The sequence below is a fragment of the Mucilaginibacter sediminis genome, from assembly GCF_051903035.1.
GTDB lineage: Bacteria > Bacteroidota > Bacteroidia > Sphingobacteriales > Sphingobacteriaceae > Mucilaginibacter.
Map to the genome: position 1 here is coordinate 3,196,720 of NZ_CP170602.1, position 26,431 is coordinate 3,223,150.

The following is a 26,431-nucleotide window of genomic DNA, read 5'->3' on the forward strand; positions in this document are numbered from 1 at the left end:
AAAAGATAAATATCCCTTGCCCCTTTTTAATAAGATTCAATGCTTTCCGCTTATCTATGGCGAAGTTCTTTCTTTCCTCCTACCATTCCTTTAAACTTACGTTCGTCCAGTTTTAGTGTCATGTCTGAAACCTGCTGTGCCGACATAGTTTTAGTTTTTGACAAGCTTTGAACTTTCGGGCCAGACACGTCATAAACGCCCGTAGTAATATAGTTTAGGGCATGTTGCAATAATACTTCTGTACTATCGCCAAAATCCTTGGTAACATCATCATAATCAAGTTTACCCGGGTAATCTGTTGAACCTGGCGTCATCCCCGAATAATACCCACCCTGGTTGGCCGAGTTTTTGGTTTCAAACTGCGGCACATATAATTGGTATTTATTGATATCGATAGCAAAAAAACCTACCGGTTTACCGTAACTGGTGCGACCTATAAGTTTAACTTCCATTTCGGGGCGCAGGTTATTAATAGTTAGTTCACTTGCCGATGCAGTTGAGCCGGTTACTATAAAAAACACTTTACTTACATTCAGCGAACCACTTTTGGCGAAATTAACCCGGTTGTTAGCCGGTAAAAAATCGCCTTTATTAATATCATATATAGCGCTTAGCAATGGGTGGTTATCGGCTTGCAGCTTATTATTATAATAATAAGTAAACATCTGGGTGCCGCTTTTTGCAGCAGGTACAATCAGGTTATCCAGGTATTCGGCTGTTTCAACACTTCCACCGCCATTATAGCGCAGGTCAACAACCAGGTCAGTAACACCTGCAGCGCTAAAGGCATTAAAGGCTTTTAATAATTGGGGGCGGGCGTTAGCTATTACTGTAAAAGTATTAAAAACAACATACCCTATTTTTTTATCACCCATAGTAAAAACCTTGTATTTTAAAACCGGGTTAATGGTATAATCGGCCACACTTAACGACACGTCAGCTGTAGTATTGTTGGCCTTTTTAAGTGTCATAGTAATTGGGCTGGTGCCAAAAATCGCATTTACTACAAAGTTTACATTGGCGCCGTTATCATAATCCAAACTGGTGCGGCTATTAAGTTTTACTATCTGATCGCCCCTTTTTATGCCTGCACTATCAGCAGGCGAACCAGGATATACATATTTTACGCGCAGATCGTTGGTTTCCTGGTACAACACCGAGAATCCAAAATCGCCGCTTACACCGCCCAGTTCTGAAGAAACAGACCCATCATCAATAAACGAGTATTTAGCCGAGCCAGGATCGGCCGCATAGTATTCATATGGAAGGCTTGTTGCCGGGTTAATTTTATATTGCGATAGTTTATCCACCTCGCTGGTAAGTGCGGCTATTTCGTTAGTTCCCGTGAATGAACGTGGAGCAAATGTTTTATAATCCGGAATAGCATCATACCATAAATAGGTTTCTTTAGTATACAGGTAAACCGAATCCTTGATCAGGTTAGATATTTCTAATTTGATTGCGGTAGAATCGGTACCGTTCACGATTATTTTTTTATCCTTATGGCAAGCTGATAACAAACCGGCGGCAAGGATGATGATCAAGTATAATATTTTTTTCATGTACAACAAATATAATGTGTTAACGAAATAAAAATAAGTATGTTACAACAGGTGTTACAAAAATTTGTCTACGCTTAAATAGTCAATTCCAACAGTTTCGGCGCATAAGCTATCTACTTCAGAACTGCCTATCATCAAAATATCCCTTCGTTGCAGGTTATGCTCCTGCATTAACAGGTGTATTACATCTGGCTCGGGTTTTGGGGCGGTTTCATCGGCCAGGTAGCAAATTAGGTATGGTTCAAGTTTATGCCACTCTACCTGCCTTATCTTATTTACCTGCTGCGTAACTTTCCCGTTGGTTACAATGAATAGCTTTTTGCGGTCGACAACAATTTCCTGAAGTAAGGTAAGCATATTCTGGTACAAAAGCAATTTCAGGGGCAGCTTCGCGGTATCAAAAAGGTTGTAAAACTTGTCCCGGTACTGCGCCGCGACAGGAAATTCCTTTTCAAGCTTATCAAATACAAAATCGGGCCCTTCGGCAACATAGGTATCTGTCATCAAGCTAATTACTTGTTTGGCATCAACCAGTTCAACATACTCCAGCATGTTTGCAAACAGGTAGTAAACCTGGTATATATAATCTTTGGCCGGGTATAAAACATCATCCAGCTCCAGTACAAACGCGGTTTTGCGCTTATCAATATCCTTATACTTCATCGTTGCCGGCAATGATTGTTATATTATATTCGTTAAATAACACCTCCGATTGTTTTAACAGGCCGGTTTCCTGTTCGCGGAAAAGATAAACTTTGTCTACCCCCAAGTCAAGGCATAAAGCCAGCATTTCATGCGTGTAACTGGGCGATGCAGGATTAGGCAGGCGAATGAGTTGGCCGGGCTTCAACATAAAATCCGGCAATTCCATATAATCGCCCATAATAATATCGGCGCCGTTTAATTTATTTTTTTGCTTATAAGCTTGTGCAGCATTTGCTGCTGTTATCAGTATCTTCAATTTAATAGCTAAGCTTATGGTACAATTAAACCGTCTTTCATAATAACCGTACGGTCAGATAGGTCGGCAAGTTCTTCATTATGAGTAACAATAACAAAAGTTTGATTAAAATCATTACGCAACTTAATGAAAAGTTCATGCAACTCCAGCGCGTTTACTGAATCGAGGTTGCCCGATGGTTCGTCGGCAAATATTAACGCCGGATTGTTGATAAGGGCACGGGCAACGGCTACCCGTTGTTGTTCGCCACCCGAAAGTTGGTTGGGCTTATGGCTCAGCCTATCGCTCAATCCCAGCAAATCCAGTAACTCCCTGGCTTTTTTTTCGGCATTTGACTTTGATACACCTGCAATAAACGCCGGTATACACACATTTTCCAGCGCCGTAAACTCGGCCAGCAAATGATGAAACTGGAAGATAAAGCCAATTTTACGGTTCCGGAAATCGCTTAAGTTTTTATTATTAAGCTTGCTTAACTCAATATCGTTAATATATAACTCCCCCGAATCCGGCCTGTCTAACGTGCCTAAAATATTAAGCAGGCTACTTTTGCCGGCCCCCGATGCGCCAACGATGGTTACAATTTCGCCTCGTTTAACCTCCAGGTCAACACCCTTCAATATCTGTAACTGCCCGTATGATTTATAAATGGATTTAGCTTTAAGCATAACGCAAAGTTAATATTTTGGTTGATTTTATCGGGGCGTAGCAAACCTGCAGAATATGACTAAATTTAAAGCTGATAATGTTAAAATAGTATAACAAAACAGCTAATATGCCGTATACACCCCTGTGAAATAAAACCTTAAGGAGTAATATTATTGCAATCACCTAAATATAAAATATGCGCCTTCTGATAGTTTGCTGCATTTTACTTATCAATGTACCGTTTATTAATGCCCAGCAGCTATTTGTTGAAAAATACCCAATGAACGTTTACGGCGCCGGCATACAAAGCTGGACCATGGCACAGGATAACCAGGGGGTACTATATATTGCCAATAACGATGGTGTTGTTAAATACGATGGCCTTACATGGGATTTAATGCCCATTGCCAATCAAAACTACGTATTTTCATTAGGCATTAATTCAAAAAATGAAATTTTTGTAGGCTCCTATAACGAACTTGGTTACTTCAGGAAAGATAGCGCAGCAAATTATAAGTATCATACTTTATTGCCCCTGCTTCCCAAAACGTACAAAAACCTGAATGATATACGCCAAACAATAGTTTTTAATGACGAGGTGTTTTTCAATAACAACAAAAACATTTTCCGGTACAGCCAGGGCACACTTAAAATACTCAATATTGCCGATAACTGGCTATTTCGGCTAAAAAAACAATTGTTTTCGTTAGGTAGTAACGGCTTGTTAGTATATAAAAACGGCCAATTTGCAGATGCCGGTTTTGGCAAACAAATGGCCGGGCTACATTTGAAACGAATTGCCGACTACGAAGATGACAAATACCTTTTGCTCGACGATAACAACCGGATATGGGCATTAAACCCGCTGGAGGCAGATAGCACTAAAAAAATGTTACTCCTCACCAAAAATCCGGTTACAACCACCAAAAACGTTCCTGTACGAAGCCTGCTTTACCTGGATATGGGAAAAATAGCCCTGGTTGCCGAAGAAGGCGTTTATCTTTTAAACAAAAATGGCGAAACGGTAAATTTTAACTCAAAAGATATGCTGGGGCTTAACCTAAACACCGGTTTTTGTTTCCTGGATAGGGCCCAAAACATCTGGCTTGGTGCCGATACCTATATTACGCAGTTGGTTTCAAGTTCGCCCTTATCTATTTATGACCACAATAATGGCCTGGACGGTACCATACTATCCCTTGGTAAAAAAGGCAACGATTTATATGTGGGTACCGACAAAGCGCTTTTTTATAAAAATGGTAATTCAACTTTTTCTGCCATCCCCGGAACCGAAAGCGAAAACTGGAATATGTTTAATTTTGGCAGCAAACTATATTTAGCTCATCGTAAAGGGGTTTTTGAAATACAAGGCAAAAAAGCTATTCCGCTCATTCATCATTGGTTTATCCAAACCCTTGGCGAGATAAAAAACAAGCCCGATTGTATGATCATGGGCACCTATAACACGGGCATCTGGCTTTTATCAAAAGAAGGCAATACCTGGCACGAAAAAAAGATCAGGGGCTTTGAACAGGAAACCCGCTATATACAACAAGATGATGAAGGTAACGTATGGATAAGCCACTACAATAAAGGTATTTATAAACTAAGGCTAAACGCGCAAATGGATTCAGTAATCAGCACGGCCTTTTATGATACAAAAAACGGATTACCATCAACCCTCAACAACCGTATTTACCGGTTAAACAACCGCATTGTAGCCACCACCACCAACGGTTTTTATAGCTACAACAAAATAAAAAACAGGTTTGAACCCGATGCCATACTTGGTGAGGTGAGCCGGGGCGTTTGCATTTACACCGCTACACAAACTACCCGGGGCGATATTTACTTTTGGGGAGCCCCATCAAAAAAAGTGCAAAATGCTGGCGTCTTTATAAAACAAGCTGATGGTTCGTTCGGGTTGTTGTTTACTCCATTTAAAAAAATCGCGTTGACAACACATGGCCTGCTGCCTGTTGATGTAGATGCACCGGTACTTGCGGCCGGCAACAACCAGGTTTGGATTGGAAATTTAAAGCAGGTTGTAAATTACAACCCCAATCAGCAAACTTATTACCATAAACCGTTGCCTGTATATATCAAAACCGTAAAGGCGGCTGATTCAACCATTTTTACTACCGGGGCCGGGTTACCGCAAAACGATATTCCGTTTTCAAAAAACAGATTGAAATTTATTTTCACAAGCCCGTTTTTTGAGGATGCCGACAAAATGCAATACCAATACCAATTAAACGGATTTGAAGATAAATGGTCGGGCTGGAGCCATGACCGCGAAGTTTCATTTACCAACCTTGCCGATGGCGATTACACCTTTTTTGTACGGGCCAAAAACATTTACGGGCAAATAAGCAGCACAGATGCTTATTCGTTTCATGTTAACGCCCCCTGGTTTAAAACCTGGTGGGCGTATTTATTTTATATACTTACAGGGTCATTGTTTTTTTACTTGTTCAGCATATTTAATAACAGCCGCATTAAAAGACAAAAGGTGGTATTGGAACGAAAGGTTAACGAAAAAACCAAGGAATTAAGTGATAAAAACGACGAAATTTTGACCCAAAGCAGGGCGCTACAGGAATCAAACTTAACCAAAGACAAACTTTTTTCAATCATCTCGCACGATTTAAGGGGCCCAATAGGGCAGCTCAAGCAAACCCTCGACATGGTAAAATCCGGTTCGATATCGCTTGCTGAGTTAGGTGAGCTTATCCCCCATCTCGATGAAAATATTGGATCGGCATTTAGCCTTACGGATAACCTGCTTTACTGGGCAAAAAGCCAGATGGACGGCATCCAGGTACACCGGGTTTTGTTTGATATAATGGAAATTGCCGACGAAAATTATCACCTGTTTAAACTGAACACCGATAACAAACATATTGAACTGGTTAACAACATCAATAAAAGCATTGCTGTTTACGGCGACAGGGATATGATAAAGCTGGTATTGCGCAATCTGATTGGCAATGCCACTAAATTCACACCTGTTAACGGCAAAATAACCCTGGGATACAGTACTAAACCCGGCTTTGTTGAAGTGTATGTAGAAGATACCGGCGGCGGAATGTCTGCCGAGGATATTGCCAAAATATTCCGCAGGGAAAATTTTCATAAAGATGGCACTTCGGGCGAAAAGGGCTCGGGGCTGGGGCTCTCGCTTTGCCAGGATTTTATCGAAAAAAATGGGGGTAAACTAACCATCCAAAGCCAATTGGGTAAAGGAAGTAAAATTTCTTTCTGGCTTAAAGGCGATGATAAAATAAGTGCTGTCAAATAAACGCTACAATCCTCCCCTACTTTAAACAAAAATTGTAGATTTACCGCAAATTCTTCAAAAAACATGAATATCCACGAATATCAGGGCAAAGCGATATTAAAAAGCTTTGGCGTACGAGTACAGGAAGGCATTGTTGCTGATACACCCGAAGAGGCTGTTGCAGCTGCCCAAAAATTGAAAGAAGACCTGGGGTCAAGCTGGGTGGTTATAAAAGCCCAGATCCATGCCGGTGGCCGTGGTAAAGGCGGTGGCGTAAAGCTGGCCAAAAATCACGATCAGGTTAAAGAAATTGCAGGCAATATTATTGGCATGCAACTGGTTACCCCACAAACCGGCCCCGAAGGTAAAAAAGTAAAAAAAGTTTTAGTTGCCCAGGATGTTTACTATCCTGGCGAAAGCGAAACTAAAGAGTTTTATATGAGTGTACTGCTTGATAGGGCTAAAGGCCGTAACATTATCATGTACAGCACCGAAGGCGGTATGGATATCGAAGAAGTTGCACACTCAACCCCCGAACTGATATTTAAAGAAGAAATTGATCCTAAAGTTGGCCTGCAGGCTTTCCAAACCCGCAAAATTGCTTTCAACTTAGGCTTATCGGGCGAGGCTTTTAAGGATATGACCAAATTCATCGCGGCATTGTACAAAGCTTACGATGCAACCGATTCATCGCAGTTTGAAATTAACCCGGTATTAAAAACATCTGATAACAAAATTTTAGCTGTTGATGCCAAAGTCAACATTGATGATAACGCCCTATACCGTCACCCGGATTACGCTGCTATGCGCGATACCGACGAGGAAGACCCTACTGAAGTTGAAGCCAGCAAATCAAACCTTAACTATGTAAAGCTTGATGGCAACGTAGGCTGTATGGTTAATGGTGCCGGCTTAGCTATGGCCACCATGGATATTATTAAAATTGCCGGCGGCGAGCCAGCCAACTTCCTTGACGTTGGTGGTACTGCCAATGCCGAAACCGTAAAAGCAGGTTTCAACATCATCCTGAGCGATCCGAACGTTAAAGCCATCCTGATCAACATCTTTGGTGGTATCGTTCGTTGCGACCGTGTTGCACAGGGTGTTATTGACGCCTACAAAGAAATTGGCAACATCCCTGTACCTATCATTGTTCGTTTACAAGGCACCAACGCCGCCGAAGCAAAAGAATTGATAGATAACTCAGGGTTAAAAGTATACTCGGCCATTTTGCTTAAAGAAGCTGCCGAAAGAGTAAAAGAAGTATTGGCTTTGTAGTTAAAGCAGATTGAAGTATATTGAAAAAGGGGCCTTGTGTCCCTTTTTTGGGTTAAAAGCCCTTCGCAAAAATGTTATTGCGAGCGTTGCGCGGCGAATAAATCGGCCTGTAAAGTTCGCGATTGCCGCATCGTTCCTCCTTATAATGACGTATTCGTAAGTTACTGACTGTCAATATCTAATATCCGTCATTGCGAGGTACGAAGCAATCCCGAACTACGTAGGACTTAGCATGAAGAGGATTGCTTCGTACCTCGCAATGACGGTAGTTTAGAACATTAGTTTAACTATATCCGTTGCACCTCATAACGATTTTTTCAGGTTTTAATTGGTGGATACCCGATATCGTTTATTTGTGCTGCCATCCCTCCCCTCATCAAAAAGCCGCCCCAATAACCTCCATATAATCCGCCCTATTCGATTTTTTAAAAACAATATCCCGGCAGTTATTAAATAGAATAAATGCTTTTAGCGCTGCTGTTATCTTCCCTATCATGGCCTCGTCAAGCTCTACCTCCTCAAAATGCAGGTTGTGTACAATCAGTACTTTTTGTTTCCTGTCGGCTTTGGCATCCATGCGGGCTACAAAGGTGTCGCCTACCAGTACCGGTAAGCAGAAATAGCCATACTTGCGTTTGGGCGCGGGCACAAAGCATTCAATCTGATAGTCAAAGTCAAAAAAGTCCCTCAAGCGGTGCCTGAATACATTCAGGATATCAAAGGGCGAAAGGATAAAAGCATCACCCGCCAGTTCAACCTCGGTTTGCTGGCCAGGCAACATATAAAGCGGGGCGCTTTTTAACCCTTCTACCTGTATGGTGCGCACTTCGCCTGTGGCTACCATTTTCTCCAGTTCTTTTTTAACCAGGTTGCCCTTTACATAACGCGCGCGCCAGGCCATTTCTTTAACGTAGGCTATCCCCAATGCACCCAGCGTTCGCCTGATAACGAAGCGGGCAAATTCTTCTGCCGTGGGCATGGTTAAATCCGTATCCAGCGGAATTAAATTCATCGGCACATCATATATTTTATGAAAACTTTTAGTGCGGGTGATGGTCAGTTTGCCATCCAGGTACAACCGTTCGAGCGCCACTTTGGCCGGGCGCCAATCCCACCAGCCCGAGCTGGCCTCCAGCCGGTCGTTCTCAAAATCGCCAACCATCAGGGGGCCTTCACGTTCCACCCGGTCAAGCACCTGTTTCATGAGGCGGGTTTCTGCTGGTGTCAGGGGCTTCCGGTTTACCGAAAAACCTTCCTTAACGGGCAACGAAAAACGAAAATCCCTCATCGGGATATACCCCGCGTCGGAAGTAAAATATTCAAATATCCGGCCGTCGGCTACCAGTTCGCTCAGCCAATCCGGCTCATAATCCGGCACCCGCGCAGCCATTACGTGGTGGTGCGCCCTTTCAACCACGTAATTGGTGTCCAGCTGCACAAACCCAAGGTGATCAATAAGCCGGTAAACCGCCTCAATCCCCGATCCAAACTGCGCCTGCCTGGCTAATCCGGCAGCGTGAAGGATGATTTTTCGGGCCTGTGGTTTTGATAGTATCAGAGGTTCCATACCAATTCGTTTTTCAGCAGAGGCACATCACATAAACCTCTACAAGAATTCCGTTCGCAATTAGGTCATTACCATTTTTCGGACTGGCGGCATTACCCGCAATGGGGCGTGCATTATGTATTATGATAACAAATCGGGTTAAACTGCAACCGGCAATGCCACCCCATCGGCCTCTTCGGCAACCAGCGGGTTAATGCTTTCATCATCTTTTTCAACCCGCAGGTTGTTTACAATGTGCATCTGGCGGGTTGGCGTGTTTTTGCCCATAAAATATTCCAGCAGGCCTTTAATGTTGGCGTCTTTCAGGATCACGGGATCAAGGCGGATATCTTTACCTATAAACAAGCCAAATTCATCGGGCGAAATCTCGCCCAATCCTTTAAAACGGGTTATCTCGGGTTTGTTGCCTAATTTGGCTATGGCGTTGCGGCGTTCCTCGTCGCTGTAGCAGTAAATGGTTTCTTTTTTATTACGCACCCGGAATAATGGCGTTTGCAGGATAAAAACGTGACCAGCCTTTACCAGGTCGGGAAAAAACTGCAAAAAGAAGGTCATGAGCAGCAGGCGGATGTGCATACCATCCACATCGGCATCAGTGGCTATTACAATATTGTTATAGCGCAGGGCATCCAGGCCGTCCTCAATATTAAGGGCATGCTGCAGCAGGTTAAATTCCTCATTTTCGTACACCACTTTTTTGGTTAGGCCAAAGCAGTTAAGCGGTTTACCTTTCAGGCTGAATACAGCCTGGGTCATTACATCGCGCGATTTGGTGATGCTTCCGCTGGCCGAATCGCCCTCGGTAATAAACAGGGTGGTATCCTGGCGACGCTCGTGGGTATCTTCAAAATGCAGCTTACAATCGCGCAGCTTGCGGTTATGTAACGATGCTTTTTTGGCGCGCTCATTGGCCAGCTTTTTGATACCGGCAATGTCTTTACGCTCCCGCTCTGATTGCAGAATGCGTTTTAATAATGCATCGGCAGCGGCCGGATTTTTATGCAGGTAATTATCCAATTCCTTTTTCAGGAAATCGTTGATGAAACCACGCACCGATGGCCCTTCGGGGCCAATATTTTGCGAGCCAAGTTTGGTTTTAGTTTGCGATTCAAAAACCGGCTCCTGTACCTTAATGGCTATAGCCGCAACTATAGATGCGCGGATATCGGCAGCATCAAATTCCTTTTTATAAAACTCGCGGATGGTTTTAACAACTGCCTCGCGGAAAGCAGCCTGGTGGGTACCGCCCTGTGTAGTGTTCTGGCCGTTTACAAACGAGTAATATTCCTCGCCATATTGCTGCCCGTGGGTCATGGCTATTTCAATATCCTCGCCTTTAAGGTGGATGATAGGATAACGCAGCGTTTCTACATCGGTATTACGGGTAAGCAAATCATACAGCCCACGTTCCGAAAAATATTTTTGGCCGTTAAAGTTAATGGTAAGGCCCGAGTTAAGGAACACATAGTTCCAGATCATGCTCTCAACAAACTCCGGGATAAAACGGTAATGCCTGAAAATGGTATCGTCGGGCAAAAAGTTAATAGCCGTACCGTTGCGTTGCGTGGTTTCCTTTTCGGGTTCGTCCCGAATCAGTTCGCCTTTGGCAAATTCGGCCAATTTGGTACGGCCGTCGCGGTATGATTGTACAATGAAATTGTTCGACAGCGCGTTTACCGCCTTGGTACCCACACCATTTAACCCTACCGATTTTTGGAAGGCCTTGCTATCATATTTACCGCCGGTATTTATTTTACTAACGCAATCAATAACCTTACCCAGCGGGATACCGCGGCCATAATCGCGTACCGATACTTTATGATCGCTCATATTTACCTCAATGGTGCGGCCGCTGCCCATTACAAACTCATCTATCGAGTTATCTACAATCTCTTTAAGCAATACGTATACCCCATCATCATAAGCCGAGCCATCGCCCAGTTTACCAATATACATACCTGGGCGTAAACGGATGTGCTCCTTCCAATCGAGCGAGCGGATACTATCTTCACTGTAATTAACTGGTTCTGCCATTTATAAAGTAGAATTTTAAAGCAGGTGTTACTATGCACCTATTTGCAAAAATAAAGTTTCGGTAATGAATTGAGTGTCCAAAACTGTTAACTTACTAACATAATGTTAATGAATCTTAAACTTAAGGCAATTGCTGGCCCTATCGGCGTTCCGGAAAAATTCGGGATCTTTTTCGTTGGTAAAGCAAACCGCCATAATTGTACCGGTATGGTTACGCTGCAAAATAATGAGTAAGGCGTATTTGTAGCTTTTGGTTTCGGGCATGTCCATCAGGGTTAGCAGGTACGATTTACCGGCATCGGCATTATAACGCGCCAGCACATTGGCCGGAATGGGCCTTACAAAATTGTCCTGTTCGCCAGAAAAATTAGTTGCCTGTGCTTTACCAACCTCCAGGTATGACGAATCGGGATTTTGCTGTTCATGGTTGCGCTCCAAACTCAGCCAGTTTTGTTTTAAGGATTTTACCTGGAACCATATCTCAAACTCACGCCCTGGAATTTCCATAGCATAGTCAAACGAAAAATTCTCGTTATTTACGGCCGGAATCTCTCTGAAACCTTTTGGGAAGGTAAAAGTAACATTGGCATTGGCCAAAATTTTTGAAAACTCGCGAAATTCCGTGCTACCCTTAACCGGCTTAACCGTTACAGCAGGCAGGGACTTTTTCCTGTGTGCGGCCAAATATAACGGACGCTTTGCCTGTGCAAAAACATCTGTAATGCATAGCAATAGTATAGCCTGAAGTAAAATACATTTAAGCTGCTTCACAATAGTTTTCATTAACTCGAAACCAGGGCTGTTTCTTTATGTAATTCTATAAAAATAGAACCACAAATCAAAATTAATTATAATTTAAAAACACAAACAACTAAGTTAATATCAGCTATTTGCATTAGTTAAATGCATCTTATACCACTTTCCTCTTTTTATTTAGCCGGATAAAAAATCAGCCAAAAATACTGCAACAAAATAGCTTTATAAATTTTGTTACTAATTTAGTTTCGGCACAAATTTAAAAAAAACATGAAATACCAGGACATCCCACTTATTAATAACGAAGCCATACACAATTTTGAACTTATTGTAGATGGCAACAGGGCCTTTATTGATTACAAGTTAAAGGGCGATAAAATTTACCTGATACATACTGAAGTACCCGTAGAAATGGAGGGCAATGGTGTTGCTGCCGCCATTGTTGAAAAGGCCTTTAATTATATTGAAGAACACCACCTGAAAATTGTGCCGCTTTGCGCATATATCATTGCTTATTTAAAACGCCACCCCGAGTGGAAGCGTTTACTTGCAATAGCAGAATAAGCTTAAAGAAATCGCCCGGAAATATCAGGTTTCCGGGCGGTTTGTTTTTATGGCTACAGCCAAACCTTTTTAAAAATCGATCGGCAGCCAATTACCCGCCGCTTTTATTATTTAAACTCTCACCGACTAACCGCCGTTTCAACTCCTCATTCATCGGTAATTTTCCGCCGTTTACCGGAAGTTTGCTTTGCTTCGCCTAATAACCATAGTTAAAAGGCCACTCTGTTTGCATTTTTGAATCAACAAATCGCAATCACCATGAAAACTTTACTTGCTATACAAATCATCCACCTGATAGTTAAAGCTGCTGAGCACGCCGAAGCTATCATTAATTCCATCGGTCACCTGATAAAATAAGCCCCCCAGCCCCCTTGAGGGGAGCTTTTGATTGTCAGGTTCTATATATATCAACGTTACTCCCATAATGCTATTTATAAAAGATAACGCCATGCAAAAAGGGAGATAAAACAAACAGGAACTGGGCAAAATCGGCAGCCGAAGATAAAACGGTTAAAACCACGATGAGCCCGTAACCAAAAACATAAAGAGCAGCCCCACCCAAACCCTCCCCGGAAGGGAGAGCTTAAAAAAGCCTCCCCTTCCGGGGGAGATTATTCACATTGTTTTTATTTAAGGGTTGTTCATGATGGCTGCGCCGTTTAGAGGGGGCCGGGCGCTTTTAAATAATTCATGGTTATTTCATTATTCTGTTGCATTTTTACCCTATGGCAAAACCACCCATTATCACTGTAAAAAACCTGGTAAAAAACTACGGCGATTTTGCAGCCGTAAAAGGCATCAGCTTTGAAGTTTACGAGGGCGAGATCTTCGGCTTACTTGGCCCCAATGGCGCCGGAAAAACTACTACACTTGAAGTTATTGAAACCCTGCGCGAAAAAACGTCGGGCGAAATCACTGTCGACGGCTTTAATATTGATACCGATAAAGACAGCATTAAACAGCGAATAGGTGTGCAGTTACAGGCTGCCGGCTACTATCCCAACCTTAACCTATCGGAGTTGATAGAACTGTTTACCGGCTTATATGGGGTTGACAAAACACCCACCGAAATGCTGGAGAAAGTTGCGCTTGTTGATAAAGCCAAAGCAAAATATAAAGATCTTTCGGGCGGGCAAAAACAGCGGTTCTCTATCGCCACCACGCTTATTAATAACCCAAGGATCATTTTTTTGGATGAGCCCACAACCGGCCTTGACCCGCAAGCCCGCCGTAACCTTTGGGACCTGATCCGCGAAATACGCGACCAGGGCACAACCGTTGTAATTACCACCCACTATATGGATGAAGCCGAAGTACTATGCGACAGGGTAGCCTTTGTTGACGGCGGCCACATCATTGGCATAGATACCCCCGATCACTTTATTGACCAACTGGTTGAAACCGGTTTCGAACGTAAAAAGCAAGTTAAACTGGCCAACCTGGAGGATGTTTTTATTAACCTTACAGGTAAAGAATGGCGGGAAGGGTGATCAGTTGGCAGTTTTGAGTTTGCAGTTATCAGTTAATACCGGCCGATAACTTAAGCCACCCTCCAAACAATGACCTAATGACGCCGCAGGCAAATGGCTCAATAACCAATAACGCCGCCAGAAAAGACCAATGAACTAATGAACAAGTGAACTAATGAACCAAAAGAAATATAGCAATACTAAAGCAACCCTGGCGATTGCCAAAGCAAGTTTCAGGGCCATACTGCGCAGCCCCTCGGCGGTTGTGTTTACGCTGGCCTTCCCTTTAATATTTATAATTGTTTTTGCCAATATTGGCGGCGGGGCCCCTTCTGTTGATGTTGGTGTTGCCAAAGGCTGCGATACTACCGGAAAACTTTATCAGCAACTTAAACAAAAGCAGTTGATAAATTTTATTACCGATCAGTCGGCTGATGAAATGAATAAGAACCTGGCTAAAGGGCAAATAGATGCTATTATAGATATTAAGCCGTTAGTACCTATGCAACCCTTGAATATAAAAGTGCAATACAGCAAGGCTTCAAACAAAGGAGGCATTTTACGATCGATACTGAACAATGCTTCTTATAACGCGCAACTGGCCGAGTTAGCCAAAATACAATCGGTATCGGGCTTTAAAATACCCGAGGCTGTGCATCTGGAGGAAACTACCGTATCAGGCCGTGCTTATAAATACATCGATTTTATTTTACCCGGGCAGTTAGGTTTTTCCATTTTAAGCAGCGGCGTTTTTGGTACTGCCTTTGTTTTCCTGAGTTTACGTTTAACGTTGGTTATCAAGCGTTTTTTTGCTACACCGGTAAAACGATCAAGCATTGTTTTGGGCGAGGCTTTGGCCAGAATAACCTTCTCGTTACTGGGTGCGTTGTTCATCATTTTAGTTGGCCATTACCTGTTTGGCTTTACGCTTATCCACGGGTTTATCACGGTAGTTAACATGCTGGTGCTCTCGGCGTTCGGGCTCATTATATTTATGGGCTTTGGATTCATTATTTCGGGCATTGCCAAAAACGAGGGTTCGGTACCTCCCCTGTCTAACATTATTACCATGCCGCAGTTTTTACTGTCGGGCACTTTCTTTTCAGTAACAGCTTTCCCTAAATGGCTGCAGGCCATCAGTAACGCTTTGCCTTTAACACATTTAAACAATGCTATGCGCAAGGTGGCTTTTGAAGGTGCGGGCCTGGCAGATGTAACAGATCAACTCCTGATCCTTTTAATTTGGTTTGTGATTGTTTATGCTGTGGCTATCAAAACTTTTAAATGGGAATAGTTTTTTAGTAGCAAATAGTTAGTATCAAGCAGTAAGATTGATTGCCCCCAGAGCAAACGCATCTTAGTTGGGTTAACATAACTTAACACATTTTAGGTTATTTTCTTATAAATACCTAATAATCAATATTTTATCTTTTTTTTCAAGGTTAACACTAAACTGATATCTTCTGCTCATTCTTTAAATCCGCAAACGGCGTAGCCTTCTTGAACACCTCTTAAAAACAAACAAAGGTGAAAAATGCTGATTAAGACAATTCGCGATAGGGATAAAAGCGGATACCGGCCCGCGCCTAATGCCATGTGCGCGTATGAGCGGTTAGCCCGGGCCGCAGGCATCGCCTTAAATCGACAAATTTTAAATCTCACTACATTAACAAAATAAACTTTTCTTTTCCATCGGCCCGCTTACCGATAAAATTTAACATTACCTTAACATTAAGGCGTTGTAACTTAACACTAACGTAACATTAAGGAAATACATTTGCACAATTAAACCCCTAAGTTATGTTCAAAATCAACATTGGTGCCGTTTTAGTTTTTATTTTGTTAACGGTATGTTCATCTGCCGTTAAAGCCCAGGATACCAAAGTTGGTACATGGGGCATAGCCACCGTTGTATTACCGGGCGATAGCGCTCATAAATGGGGCGGATACTCCGAAATTCAAACCCGAACAAACGGTGCGTTTACACAGTTTCAGTACTACGAGGCAAAAGCGGGCGTAAGTTACGATCTGGATAAAAATTTTACCGCCCTGCTTGGTACCGGAACTTACCATACTTATGATTATACCGATCTCGACAAAGGCCCAACAACCAATGAATTCAGGTTTTGGGAGCAAATGACGGTTAACCAGTTTCTGGACCGCTTTAAATTCGAACATCGTTACCGTATAGAGCAGCGCTGGGTAAATGGCGATTATCGCAACCGCTTCAGATATCGCCTAAACATGTTTATCCCGTTAAATCACAAAAAAATTATTGCCGACACCTGGTTTATCTCGGTTTTTGACGAAGTTTTTTTTAATAACAGGGTGCCCAATTTCGAACGCAACCGCATTTCTGCTGCTTTGGGTTACCAGGTTGATAAAAGCTGGATATTGCAGGCCGGCTGGATAAACCAACGTAATTATACGGCGATACAAAGCAGCGCCAAACACAATATTATGCTGATGCTGATGTATCGTATTAACCGCAAAAACTCGGTGGAACGGGAGCATGTGCCTACTACGACCGATTAATAGATCAGTTATACTATTTTTCTGCCTCCAGTTTTTCCAATGCTACTTTTGCATTCGTATCGTCGGGTTGTAAAGAAATCGCTTTTTTATACATTCGTATTGCATCCTGTTTTTTGTTTGCTTTGGTCAATGCTTCACCATAACTGCGGTAACCCAGGGCATTAGCTGGATTTAATAACACGTTTATTTTAAAGGCTTCCAAGGCTTTCTCAGCGTAGCCGTCTTTAAGCAGTTCATGCCCAATGTAGTCCATTTCACCACCGTTGTAATTGAAATTTGTGGTATCAGCCTTCATTATAAATAAACTAACCGCGGCGGCATCAGGCCCGGATTTTGAGATGATCTTTGCGTACCTATCTGCAATTGAAATTTTAGTAACCTCTTGTTTCCTGTTATTTAAAATACATAAGGCATTTGACCCGGTTATGAAATTTGCTCGGCTTTCAGTATTGTCAAAAACAATTACCGTTTGATTTTTTGAAACATTTCTAAAAAATACAGTTCTGATACCAGGTACGTAACCGGTGTGTAAAACAATTTCTTCTGATGGGACTGTTTTTAAAACATACCATCCCAAACCATATGAAACGCCCCCACCGGCTACGGCCTCTTTTCCGTCATTCAAAATCACCGGCTTAAATGCCCGCTCAAGTATAGCCAAGTTTACCAGCTTGTTACTATAAAGCGACTGATCAAATTTGAAAAGGTCAAATGTTGTACTAACCAGGCTGCCTTGGCCCCAAAATACAGTGTAGTTTTTACTGTCATTCACAAATTCGATTACAGAATCTACCGGTTTCAAATTGGCGTAGTAGTGCTTCGGGTAATAATATCCCCTTGTAATGTGAGACTGTGGAGTGGGTGGATTTGTTTTAAAATAAGTGTTGTTCATTCCGGCCGGATTAAAAACGTATTTTTTCATATACTTATCAAAGGGCATATTGGTTACCTTTTCAACAAGCAGGGCCAAAAGGTTGTAATTTATGTTTGAGTATGTCCACTTTTCGCCAGGAATATAACTAAGCGGGGGATGATATTTTTCTATTGTTGCAAGAATATCATGATAACTGAATTTATCGTCCGGACATGCTTTCAAAACAGTATCAAAAATATTTTCCTTATCCCTTGGTAAGCCCGATGTATGTGAAAGCAAATTGCGGATAGTTATGCTCGGATATGGAAAAGCCGGAAAATACTTTTTATAGGGATCATTTAAACCAACTTTATTTTTTTGCATGAGCTGTAAAACCGCTGTGGCGGTTAGGGTTTTTGAAACCGATGCCAGTTCAAACTCAGATTGATCATCATTTAAAATCTTACGATTTATATCTGCATAGCCAAAAGATCTTTTATAAATTATCTTCCCCTTTTCGGCAATTAAAACGTTGCCGTTTAGCCGTCCCTCGGCATATTGTTTGTTAAAGAGGCTATCAAGGCGTATTCTTAAATTTTGAGCTTTAGCAAGGCTGCTTGCCAATATGGATAACATCAACATTAATAGTGTTTTTTTCATGGTACTTTAAAGACAACATATCGCTTTAAAGCGTGACAAAGGCATTCATTTTTTCCAGCAATTTTATTTTTAACAAATTACTGATAGTACTAATGTGCAATTACTCAGATAATGAAATCAACATACCATGTTTTGTAAAAAAATTCCTCTGTATATTAATTTAATGTTAAATATTGAAGATCATCGGCGATATTCGTTTATAAAAGCAAATTTCAATTGTGATTTCTTGAATTTGCTGTTAACTTAGCCGCCGGTTTACAAATTACAAATATCTGACAATAAAAAAATGAGCTTAATAATTGACGTACACGCCCGCCAGATTTTAGATTCGCGCGGCAACCCTACTATCGAAGTAGAAGTATTAACTGAAAATGCTGCGTTCGGTCGCGCTGCGGTACCTTCTGGTGCATCAACCGGTGTACACGAGGCTGTTGAACTTCGCGATGACGATAAAACAAAATACATGGGTAAAGGCGTGTTAAAAGCTGTTGCCAACGTAAATGACATTTTAGCTCCCGAATTAAAAGGCATTGATGTATTTGATCAAAACAGCATCGACGCCCTGATGATTGAAATTGATGGTACCGAAAATAAAGGCAAAATTGGCGCCAACGCTATATTAGGTGTTTCATTGGCCGTTGCAAAAGCAGCAGCACAGGAAAGCCGCCAGCCTTTATACCGTTACATTGGCGGTGTAAATGCCAATACTTTACCTATCCCGATGATGAACATCATCAACGGTGGTTCGCACTCTGATGCACCTATCGCTTTCCAGGAATTTATGATTATGCCGGTTGGCGCCCCTTCTTTCTCTGAAGCATTGCGTTGGGGTACCGAAGTATTCCACAACCTGAAAAAAATTCTGCACGACCGTGGCTTATCAACAGCTGTAGGCGACGAAGGTGGTTTTGCTCCTACTTTTGAAGGTACCGAAGATGGTGTTGAAACCATTTTAAAAGCCATTGAAAAAGCAGGCTACAAACCAGGCGAAGATATCTTTATCGCCTTTGACTGTGCTGCATCTGAATTTTACAAAGACGGCAAATACGACTACACCAAATTTGAAGGCGAAAAAGGTGCTATCCGCACCAGCGCCGAGCAGGTTGAATACCTTGCCGAACTTGTTGCCAAATACCCTGTTATTTCGATTGAAGACGGCATGGCCGAGGACGATTGGGATGGCTGGAAATTATTAACCGAAAAACTGGGCAAAACTGTACAGCTGGTGGGTGATGATTTATTTGTAACCAACACCAAACGTTTACAACGTGGTATTAACGAGGATACTGCAAACTCAATCCTGGTAAAAGTAAACCAGATTGGTTCGTTAACAGAAACCATCAACGCGGTAACTTTAGCACAAACCAACGGTTATACATCAGTAATGAGCCACCGCTCTGGCGAAACAGAAGATGCTACTATTGCAGATTTAGCTGTAGCATTAAATTGCGGTCAAATCAAAACCGGTTCGGCTTCACGTTCAGACAGGATCGCTAAATACAACCAATTGCTTCGTATTGAAGAAGAATTAGGCGCAAACGCAAAATTCATTGGTAAAGATTTTAAATTCTACAAAAAATAATTTCGACCGATATAATGAGCCATCTGTAAACAAAACGGATGGCTCTTTTTTATAAAATGACCAATATTTGGGGCCGCAATTTATGTGAGCCTACAACTTAAGTAACGCCTGTTACGTTATAAACAAAATACCAGTACTAAATTTTGATGGATAAGAAAAGGGTTTCGCGGGGATTGTGGTTGTTATTGCTTTTAACTTTAGTTATTGGCGCCGATAGGATCAGCAAGATATATGTACGTGATCATATCCATTTTTCTATTGTCATTACGGTTGTGAAAAACTTTCTGACCATTACCAGGGTAGAAAATACAGGTGCATTTTTAAGTATCGGCGATAAGCTGGCCAATCCATGGCATTTTATCCTGCTTTCGGTTTTACCAGCCGCGGCATTGGCCTGGGGTTTATTATACGTGCTATTAAAACGTGGTTTAACACTGCTTAACCAGGCCGGCATTATTGTAATACTGGCAGGTGGCATAGGCAACCTGTATGATAGGGCCGTTTATGGCAGCGTAACCGATTTTGTACACATGAACTTTGGCATTTTTGAAACCGGCATATTCAACATTGCCGATGTAGCTATTATGGTTGGTGTAGGCATGCTGCTATTGAACGCCTTTATGCGCGAGCGCGAACAGAAAAGGCAAGCGGCCGCCGGGAAAGCGGTTACGGCTTAATCCTTGATCTCTATTTTATACTTCAAGCTATCCAACTGCCCTACTGTTAAATCAATTCTTTTATAGATGTTTTTATAGGTAAGTGGTGTATTCTCCGGCAATTGCTGAATATCTCTTCTATAAAACAAAAAAGTTAACCCACCCTTATCCACTGCCTTAATTTTCCAACTCGAGGCGTTAATTGCAGGGTGGATGGTATCATGAGGTAATAACTGATTACCATTAATGTTATAAGCTATATCATGCCGCCTTTTAGCTGTATCATTTGCTGCTATTGAATCATAAGCAAAGTTAAAAGTATATTCATTTTCTGATTGATAACCATGCACATAATAATATAATGAGTCGGTAGTGTTGTTAATGATAGTGATGTCATTATTTCCGGGATCATAAATGCATGAAAACATAAACATAACGAAACAGCTAATTGTGACTACGGTACATTTTTTCATTTTTAGATAACTGAGTTATTATTGATACCATTTTATTAGCAAAGTAACCTTTGGTTTGTTCAAATTAATCTTAATATAAAAAAGCGTATCTTTGCAGAAAATTATGCCTCGTTAAAAACATAGGCATATCAGTCTATAATATTACAAGCATATCTGCACATCTGAAATTTGCACATCTGCACATTCAAACAAACATGTCATTCGAAAATTTAAAATTAATTGAGCCTATCCTCAAGGCCTTAAAAACCGAGGGATATACAACACCTACCCCTATCCAGGCGCAAGCCATTCCTATTGTACTAAATCACCGCGATTTATTGGGTTGCGCACAAACAGGTACCGGTAAAACCGCCGCCTTTGCGCTGCCTACGCTGCAGTTACTGTTCCAGGACAGGATGGCCCATAAAGAGCAAAAAGCTATTAAGGCGCTTGTGCTTACCCCAACCCGCGAGCTGGCCATCCAGATTGCCGAAAGCTTTACAGCTTATGGAAAACATACCGGCTTAAAAAACCTGGTTATATTTGGTGGCGTATCGCAAAACCCGCAGGTTGATGCCTTACGCCGTGGCGTTGATATTTTGATAGCAACCCCGGGCCGCTTACTGGATTTAATGAACCAGCGCTTTGTACACCTTGACCAGGTTAGGATGCTGATACTGGACGAAGCCGACCGCATGCTGGATATGGGCTTTGTAAACGATGTAAAAAAGATCATCGCCAAAGTACCATCAAAAAGGCAAACGCTGTTTTTCTCGGCTACCATGCCTGCCGAAATAACATCATTAGCCAATACCATCTTAACCAATCCCGAACGGATAGAAGTAACCCCGGTATCGTCTACAGCAGATACTATACAACAGGCTTTGTATTATGTAGAAAAAAATGATAAAAAATCATTGCTGATCCACATACTTAAAGATAAAGGAATTAAAACGGCGCTGGTATTTACCCGTACCAAACACGGTGCCGATAAAGTGGTTAAAGACCTGAACAAGGTTGGCATTACTGCCGAAGCTATTCACGGTAACAAATCACAAAACGCGCGTCAGCGGGCTTTAACCAACTTTAAAAACCGTACCACCCGCGTGCTGATAGCTACAGATATTGCTGCCCGTGGTATTGATATTGATGAGCTTACACACGTTGTAAATTACGAATTGCCTAACATCCCCGAAACTTATGTACACCGTATCGGTCGTACAGGCAGGGCCGGTGCCGACGGCATAGCCATGTCGTTCTGCGATTCGGAAGAGATCCTGTTTTTACGCGACATCCATAAACTGATAGGGAAAGAAATCCCTGTTGAGGAGGGTCACCCTTACCCGATGAGCCCTGTGGCGATGGCAGCAAACTTAGTGGCAGGCCAATCCAAAAAAGGATCGGGCAGCTTTAAACGCGAAGGCGGCCGTGGCGGTAGTGGCCGCAAACCATCCGGCGGCGGCAGATCAGGTGGCGGTCGCTCGGGAGGCAACAAATCAACCGGCGGCGGCAGCGGCATGAGCGGAGCCAGCCGTTCATCGGGCAGGAGATAGTTGATTAGGTGAGTGGTTGATTGGGTGAGTGGTTGATTAAGTTAAACGTCAACCAGTCACTTAATCAACCACTCACCAAAAATATTTGCAACCTTCAAGAAAAATAAATAGCTTTAAATGAAATTCAAAGAACCCATATCGATGAAACGCCTCATTAGCCTTTTTAAGAATAAATTCTTTTTGGTTACGCTGGCTTTTGTAGTTTGGATGATTTTTTTCGATAAAAACGACCTCTTCTCGCAATACGAATACCGCACCCAGGTAAACAAGCTTAAAAAAGAACGCGATTTTTATAAAGCCCAAACAGACCAGGTTACCAAAGAGTTAAACGAACTAACATCCAACCGGCAACAATTAGAAAAATTTGCCCGCGAAAAATACCTGATGAAAAAGGACAACGAAGATGTTTATCTGATTGTCCCGGAGAAAAAGGAAAAATAGAGTTAAGATATTTGATAGCGGTGAATTGTTCATCGCTATTTTTTTGCAGCAAAAACTGTGGGCTCGTGCGATTCCCTCCCAACGGGAGGGTGCAGGGAGGGGTTGCTTCACACTAATAAAGCACTATGTAGTTAGTAACTCCAGATCAAAATCCTTCGGCAATTTAATAGTACTATCATTTTTGATAATCTCAATTGCAGTAGTTTCTATTGTTCTGAGCACGTTAAACATATCATTTTTCATTTCGGCCTCAGTAAATCTCAAAAACTTTATCCCGAAGTTCTCCAATTTTTGCTGACGTATTTGGTCTTTGACAAAGGCCACCTCGTTGTTATGCGACATGCCATCAATTTTAATGGTCAGCATTAAATCTCGACAATAAAAATCAACGATATATTCGTCTATAAAACGCTGTCTGTCAAAGTCGAATCCCAGTAGTTTATCATGTTTCAATTCATTCCAAAGCAGCAACTCGCCATCGGTCATGGTTTTCCTGAGCTTTCGGGCTAAGGCTTTTAGCGCCGGGTTGTATGGAATGATCTTTCTATTCGCCATTTTGTCGCTTTAATAAACCCCTCCCTGCACCCTCCCGTTGGGAGGGAATCGCACAGCCCGCCGCTTTTTTTAATTCAATATGCAACTATCTTGAGTCTTTCCCTAAACCTCGCCTTCTCTTTTCCTTGAAAACCATTCGCCACTTAATAGCAGCAATATCAGCACAAACAGCCATTTTACATCAATGACATCGCTGTAGCGCTTATCTTCATAAACCACAGTCTTAATATTGTCGTTCTTGCGGATCATCTCTGCAAGCTGGCCGATTTGCGATGGATACAGCATTTTCCCGCCGCTTTGTTGGGCAAGTGTTTTTAACAACTGGTGATTGGCGGCGCTTTGGCGGGTTTCCAGGTTCAGGGCTTTAACGGTAAGCTGGCCGGATGCCCTAAACTGGCTTTTCCCGTTTTGGGTTGATGCAGTATAGCTATACTCGCCAACAGGTAAGGCTCCGGCATCTAATTGGTAACTTGGTCCGCTGCGGCTGAAAAGGAAACTGTAGTTTTTACCTGAGCTGCTTTTCAGGTCGATTTTCACATCTGGCGTGTTAATCAATTCAAGCGCATCATTGTATAACTCGGCGTTCAGGATCACGTTTTCGCCCTCGTCAAATACGTTGCGGGCCGGGTAAACGCGGAAGCGCTGCCTGTTGGTGTTGGCCGTTAAATACTGTACCGTTTGGCTCAACAACTCGTCTGTAGCATTTCGGTTGCCGAAGTTTTGAAACTCGGATAGCTGCCAGCGCCAGATGCCTTCGCCGGTTAAAACAGCGGTGCGGTGGCCACCTTCATCACCAAAAGCCAGTAAGGGGTAGCTTGTGCCGATAGCGCCAATTTTTTGCTTTAATAACATGGTGGTGCCCGCTGCTGTTCCGTAGCTACCAAACGGGGCAAGCAATGGCGGCAAATTACTGATCTTTTTACGCGACGAATCAGACAAGGTAAAAGCGGCAAAACCCGCTTCGGGCAAGGCATAAACTTCCTGCGTTTCGCTGCGGCCGGCACTTATTTTCACAACGCCTTGCTCAGTATTAAATGCCGGCAAGTCGCTTTGCGAACCTAAGACGTACCAAACCGGGATTTTGCTTTGGGCGATGAATTTTTTCACGGGTGCAAAGGTGCCTGCACTAATTTGATATAATATGATAAGGCTGTAATCGGGCAGTTTTATGCCGGTCATGTCGGCCAGTAGTGCTGTTTTTACCTCATAATTTTTATTTGTCTCGATGGCTTGTTTGATGACCGTGATATCGGGGTGCGCACTTTGATAAAGCACCAATACCTTTTGGCGGGCATCCAAAACATCTACATAAATAACTTCGGTGTTATTTTGGGTTGATAGTTCGTTTTTAACCGGGGCTATGTTGATGGTGAATTTACGAACGCCTTTTTTATCGGCCGTTAACTTAACAGGCACAAGCTTTTTAAAATCGGTGCCGGTTACCGGGATAGTTTGCGAGAATACTTGCCTGCCATCTTCGGCGACAGATAGATGAATGTTTTCGCCTTTGCTTTGGTAGGCGGCGGTTAAAACCTCTACCTCAAAATCGTTACCTAAAAAGGCGGTTTTGTTATAGTTTACATTGCCAATCAACAGGTCGCGTTTGGCCACCGTGTCACCAAAGGCAATGGTATAAATACTCGTCCTGATGTTTTTAGCCTCATATTGCGGGTCGTTCCCCTGGTTGTATAAACCATCGGTGGCTAAAACCAACGCGCCAATGTTTTGGTTTACAAATTTATTGTTTAGCTGGTGGAGGGCATTTGCTAAATCGGTTTGCTTACCGTTGAATTTATTGGACAGCCCATTGTACAGATCTTTATCAAAATTAAACGCCTGCACATCGTATTTATCGCCCAGCTGTTCCTTAAGTTTAGCAAGATCACTTACCAGTTTATCAGCATTAAAACCTGGTGCTTTAAATGTATTTACGGATGATGAATTATCCTGCGCTATTAATACTAATGGCTTCTGCGGATCGTATTTGACGGATTTTACCAATGGAGATACCAGCAGCATCGCTATAAAAAACACCACCACCGCGCGGATAACCGAAAGCCCATACCTGAAATATTTACCAAGGTTTACCGGTTGCCGGTAAAGCAGCCAGGCATATACAATTCCTAACAGCAAACAGGCAGGCACCCACCATCCCGAAACCGAACCCCATGTAAGTGAAAATAGAAATAGCATATTATAAGTGATACGTATTACGTTGTACGTTTTACGTTATGGTGCAATATCAGAAATTTAGGCTGAATTAAGGGAAATTAAGAAACTGGTTTCAAATTATTACCGAACATAAAAAGAAACTGTTCGATGTTTTCACCTTTAGTGTTAAGAATAATCGAGGCCTTATTAACCAAGTCCAAATATTCGAGATAATAGTTCTCGGTATTGTCGTATCTGATTTTGTTTATCAATGTGAACTCCTCGTATATCTTGCCTGAGAAAACACTGATAAGTCTCTGATCCAAAATCAAACATGGATTGTTATCAAATCTCACGTCAAGAAAATAAAGCATTTTGCTGTAAGTCGATAAACCAATACCGCCTATGCCTTTTACAATTTTTATAGACTCCGTAAAATCAGATGTAGTTAGGTTAAGATTGGCTTTATGCTTAATAAGCATGCTTTCAAGTTTATTAAAATTGTCTCCCCCCAAAAGCTTAATAAAATGATTTCCCCTCATCCCTCCCGTATAGCCCCAGTAGATAGTTTTTAAAATTACCACTTTAATTGATTTATGAGAATCAAAAATATCTTGACGACTAATAGTCAAGGTTTCCTCACCCTGAAACAGGTCATCGTTTACAATTTTCAGCCAGCTAAAATCTTTTTCCGCGTACTCCCAAGTGCTTCTTTTGGTTGTGAATGCTTGTTCTCTAACTGGTAGATTTACAATTAGATTCTTATAATTCTCGATTTTCATAGCAAGTTGCGATATAAGGCTTTGATTGCAATATAGAAATTACTATTCCAAAACATAAAATAAAAAAGGCAAGCTGAATGCCTGCCTTGTTA

At 42.1% G+C, this 26,431-nt stretch carries 21 protein-coding genes and 1 pseudogene; 10 read left to right on the forward strand and 12 right to left on the reverse strand.

All coding sequences use genetic code 11. The features are described 5' to 3' along the window. Positions 1 to 50 precede the first annotated feature (50 nt). From ACFGVS_RS12730 to ACFGVS_RS12745, 4 genes are read right to left on the reverse strand one after another with little or no spacing between them, the layout of a single operon-like run. Entirely contained in the window at positions 51 to 1,562 is a 1,512-nt protein-coding gene (locus ACFGVS_RS12730) for a S41 family peptidase (protein WP_274212087.1), read from the reverse strand. 54 nt (positions 1,563 to 1,616) lie between these two features. Next, positions 1,617 to 2,225, reverse strand: coding sequence for an HAD family hydrolase (locus ACFGVS_RS12735; protein ID WP_274212086.1), 609 nt, complete (start codon positions 2,223 to 2,225; stop codon positions 1,617 to 1,619). Further along, positions 2,215 to 2,523, reverse strand: a complete 309-nt coding sequence (locus ACFGVS_RS12740) for a hypothetical protein (protein ID WP_439698916.1) — start codon at positions 2,521 to 2,523, stop codon at positions 2,215 to 2,217. Before ACFGVS_RS12740 ends, ACFGVS_RS12735 begins: the two co-directional genes overlap by 11 nt. Before the next feature lie 14 nt (positions 2,524 to 2,537). Continuing rightward, a complete protein-coding gene (locus ACFGVS_RS12745; RefSeq protein ID WP_439698917.1) occupies positions 2,538 to 3,191 on the reverse strand; it encodes an ABC transporter ATP-binding protein in 654 nt (217 codons plus the stop codon). Positions 3,192 to 3,367: 176 nt separating this feature from the next. Here ACFGVS_RS12745 and ACFGVS_RS12750 point away from each other — a divergent pair, with 176 nt between their 5' ends. Both ACFGVS_RS12750 and sucC read left to right on the forward strand, forming a co-directional pair. Then, on the forward strand, positions 3,368 to 6,472 hold the full coding sequence (locus tag ACFGVS_RS12750) for an ATP-binding protein (RefSeq protein WP_439698918.1): 3,105 nt from the start codon (positions 3,368 to 3,370) through the stop codon (positions 6,470 to 6,472). A 60-nt stretch (positions 6,473 to 6,532) separates the two neighbouring features. Further along, positions 6,533 to 7,729, forward strand: a pseudogene (gene sucC / locus ACFGVS_RS12755) (ADP-forming succinate--CoA ligase subunit beta); the annotation flags it as partial. Between the two features lie 376 nt (positions 7,730 to 8,105). Here the strand turns inward: sucC and ACFGVS_RS12760 are convergent. The 3 genes from ACFGVS_RS12760 to ACFGVS_RS12770 form a co-directional block, all read right to left on the reverse strand. Next, on the reverse strand, positions 8,106 to 9,296 hold the full coding sequence (locus ACFGVS_RS12760) for a winged helix-turn-helix domain-containing protein (protein WP_439698919.1): 1,191 nt from the start codon (positions 9,294 to 9,296) through the stop codon (positions 8,106 to 8,108). Between the two features lie 138 nt (positions 9,297 to 9,434). After that, complete coding sequence (locus ACFGVS_RS12765) at positions 9,435 to 11,330, reverse strand: DNA topoisomerase IV subunit B (RefSeq protein ID WP_439698920.1); 1,896 nt, start codon at positions 11,328 to 11,330, stop codon at positions 9,435 to 9,437. A 105-nt stretch (positions 11,331 to 11,435) separates the two neighbouring features. Then, positions 11,436 to 12,101, reverse strand: coding sequence for a hypothetical protein (locus tag ACFGVS_RS12770; RefSeq protein ID WP_143065476.1), 666 nt, complete (start codon positions 12,099 to 12,101; stop codon positions 11,436 to 11,438). A gap of 255 nt (positions 12,102 to 12,356) precedes the next feature. Between ACFGVS_RS12770 and ACFGVS_RS12775 the strand changes: the two genes are divergently transcribed. The 4 genes from ACFGVS_RS12775 (at position 12,357) to ACFGVS_RS12790 (ending at position 16,654) form a co-directional block, all read left to right on the forward strand. Continuing rightward, positions 12,357 to 12,650: a GNAT family N-acetyltransferase gene (locus ACFGVS_RS12775; protein ID WP_439698921.1), complete on the forward strand. Its 294-nt coding sequence runs from the start codon at positions 12,357 to 12,359 to the stop codon at positions 12,648 to 12,650. 725 nt (positions 12,651 to 13,375) lie between these two features. Next, complete coding sequence (locus ACFGVS_RS12780; RefSeq protein ID WP_090651231.1) at positions 13,376 to 14,140, forward strand: ABC transporter ATP-binding protein; 765 nt, start codon at positions 13,376 to 13,378, stop codon at positions 14,138 to 14,140. Between the two features lie 154 nt (positions 14,141 to 14,294). Next, positions 14,295 to 15,413: an ABC transporter permease gene (locus tag ACFGVS_RS12785; protein WP_439698922.1), complete on the forward strand. Its 1,119-nt coding sequence runs from the start codon at positions 14,295 to 14,297 to the stop codon at positions 15,411 to 15,413. 506 nt (positions 15,414 to 15,919) lie between these two features. Beyond that, positions 15,920 to 16,654, forward strand: coding sequence for a DUF2490 domain-containing protein (locus ACFGVS_RS12790; protein ID WP_439698923.1), 735 nt, complete (start codon positions 15,920 to 15,922; stop codon positions 16,652 to 16,654). Positions 16,655 to 16,667: 13 nt separating this feature from the next. On the opposite strand, the gene ACFGVS_RS12795 is transcribed toward ACFGVS_RS12790, so the two are convergent. Next, positions 16,668 to 18,167, reverse strand: a complete 1,500-nt coding sequence (locus ACFGVS_RS12795; RefSeq protein WP_439698924.1) for a serine hydrolase — start codon at positions 18,165 to 18,167, stop codon at positions 16,668 to 16,670. A gap of 286 nt (positions 18,168 to 18,453) precedes the next feature. On the opposite strand from ACFGVS_RS12795, the gene eno reads away from it, so the two are divergent. Continuing rightward, positions 18,454 to 19,749, forward strand: a complete 1,296-nt coding sequence (gene eno / locus ACFGVS_RS12800; protein WP_439698925.1) for a phosphopyruvate hydratase — start codon at positions 18,454 to 18,456, stop codon at positions 19,747 to 19,749. A gap of 146 nt (positions 19,750 to 19,895) precedes the next feature. Continuing rightward, positions 19,896 to 20,426: a signal peptidase II gene (lspA, locus tag ACFGVS_RS12805; RefSeq protein ID WP_439698926.1), complete on the forward strand. Its 531-nt coding sequence runs from the start codon at positions 19,896 to 19,898 to the stop codon at positions 20,424 to 20,426. Here the strand turns inward: lspA and ACFGVS_RS12810 are convergent. Then, the gene (locus ACFGVS_RS12810; protein WP_274212078.1) at positions 20,423 to 20,839 is read right to left on the reverse strand and encodes a hypothetical protein; all 417 of its coding nucleotides are present in this window, start codon (positions 20,837 to 20,839) and stop codon (positions 20,423 to 20,425) included. The genes lspA and ACFGVS_RS12810 overlap by 4 nt on opposite strands. 233 nt (positions 20,840 to 21,072) lie before the next feature. Here ACFGVS_RS12810 and ACFGVS_RS12815 point away from each other — a divergent pair, with 233 nt between their 5' ends. Further along, positions 21,073 to 22,410 carry a DEAD/DEAH box helicase gene (locus ACFGVS_RS12815; protein WP_274212077.1) on the forward strand — a complete coding sequence of 446 codons (1,338 nt, stop codon included), beginning with the start codon at positions 21,073 to 21,075 and terminating at the stop codon, positions 22,408 to 22,410. Between the two features lie 117 nt (positions 22,411 to 22,527). Next, entirely contained in the window at positions 22,528 to 22,851 is a 324-nt protein-coding gene (locus tag ACFGVS_RS12820; RefSeq protein ID WP_439698927.1) for an FtsB family cell division protein, read from the forward strand. 123 nt (positions 22,852 to 22,974) lie between these two features. On the opposite strand, the gene ACFGVS_RS12825 is transcribed toward ACFGVS_RS12820, so the two are convergent. The 3 genes from ACFGVS_RS12825 to ACFGVS_RS12835 form a co-directional block, all read right to left on the reverse strand. Beyond that, positions 22,975 to 23,406 carry an endonuclease domain-containing protein gene (locus tag ACFGVS_RS12825; protein ID WP_439698928.1) on the reverse strand — a complete coding sequence of 144 codons (432 nt, stop codon included), beginning with the start codon at positions 23,404 to 23,406 and terminating at the stop codon, positions 22,975 to 22,977. 102 nt (positions 23,407 to 23,508) lie between these two features. Next, positions 23,509 to 25,599 (reverse strand): hypothetical protein, encoded by a 2,091-nt coding sequence (locus tag ACFGVS_RS12830; protein ID WP_439698929.1) that lies wholly within the window; start codon positions 25,597 to 25,599, stop codon positions 23,509 to 23,511. A gap of 77 nt (positions 25,600 to 25,676) precedes the next feature. Beyond that, complete coding sequence (locus ACFGVS_RS12835; protein WP_439698930.1) at positions 25,677 to 26,339, reverse strand: hypothetical protein; 663 nt, start codon at positions 26,337 to 26,339, stop codon at positions 25,677 to 25,679. Positions 26,340 to 26,431: the final 92 nt, after the last annotated feature.

Bases quoted from the DNA above. Each gene is read 5' to 3' on its own strand.
- ACFGVS_RS12730 (WP_274212087.1), bottom strand. From the start codon at position 1,562: ATGAAAAAAATATTATACTTGATCATCATCCTTGCCGCCGGTTTGTTA.
- ACFGVS_RS12735 (WP_274212086.1), bottom strand. From the start codon at position 2,225: ATGAAGTATAAGGATATTGATAAGCGCAAAACCGCGTTTGTACTGGAG.
- ACFGVS_RS12745 (WP_439698917.1), bottom strand. From the start codon at position 3,191: ATGCTTAAAGCTAAATCCATTTATAAATCATACGGGCAGTTACAGATA.
- ACFGVS_RS12750 (WP_439698918.1), top strand. From the start codon at position 3,368: ATGCGCCTTCTGATAGTTTGCTGCATTTTACTTATCAATGTACCGTTT.
- ACFGVS_RS12760 (WP_439698919.1), bottom strand. From the start codon at position 9,296: ATGGAACCTCTGATACTATCAAAACCACAGGCCCGAAAAATCATCCTT.
- ACFGVS_RS12765 (WP_439698920.1), bottom strand. From the start codon at position 11,330: ATGGCAGAACCAGTTAATTACAGTGAAGATAGTATCCGCTCGCTCGAT.
- ACFGVS_RS12775 (WP_439698921.1), top strand. From the start codon at position 12,357: ATGAAATACCAGGACATCCCACTTATTAATAACGAAGCCATACACAAT.
- ACFGVS_RS12780 (WP_090651231.1), top strand. From the start codon at position 13,376: ATGGCAAAACCACCCATTATCACTGTAAAAAACCTGGTAAAAAACTAC.
- ACFGVS_RS12785 (WP_439698922.1), top strand. From the start codon at position 14,295: ATGAACCAAAAGAAATATAGCAATACTAAAGCAACCCTGGCGATTGCC.
- ACFGVS_RS12790 (WP_439698923.1), top strand. From the start codon at position 15,920: ATGTTCAAAATCAACATTGGTGCCGTTTTAGTTTTTATTTTGTTAACG.
- ACFGVS_RS12795 (WP_439698924.1), bottom strand. From the start codon at position 18,167: ATGAAAAAAACACTATTAATGTTGATGTTATCCATATTGGCAAGCAGC.
- eno (WP_439698925.1), top strand. From the start codon at position 18,454: ATGAGCTTAATAATTGACGTACACGCCCGCCAGATTTTAGATTCGCGC.
- lspA (WP_439698926.1), top strand. From the start codon at position 19,896: ATGGATAAGAAAAGGGTTTCGCGGGGATTGTGGTTGTTATTGCTTTTA.
- ACFGVS_RS12810 (WP_274212078.1), bottom strand. From the start codon at position 20,839: ATGTTTATGTTTTCATGCATTTATGATCCCGGAAATAATGACATCACT.
- ACFGVS_RS12815 (WP_274212077.1), top strand. From the start codon at position 21,073: ATGTCATTCGAAAATTTAAAATTAATTGAGCCTATCCTCAAGGCCTTA.
- ACFGVS_RS12820 (WP_439698927.1), top strand. From the start codon at position 22,528: ATGAAATTCAAAGAACCCATATCGATGAAACGCCTCATTAGCCTTTTT.
- ACFGVS_RS12825 (WP_439698928.1), bottom strand. From the start codon at position 23,406: ATGGCGAATAGAAAGATCATTCCATACAACCCGGCGCTAAAAGCCTTA.
- ACFGVS_RS12830 (WP_439698929.1), bottom strand. From the start codon at position 25,599: ATGCTATTTCTATTTTCACTTACATGGGGTTCGGTTTCGGGATGGTGG.
- ACFGVS_RS12835 (WP_439698930.1), bottom strand. From the start codon at position 26,339: ATGAAAATCGAGAATTATAAGAATCTAATTGTAAATCTACCAGTTAGA.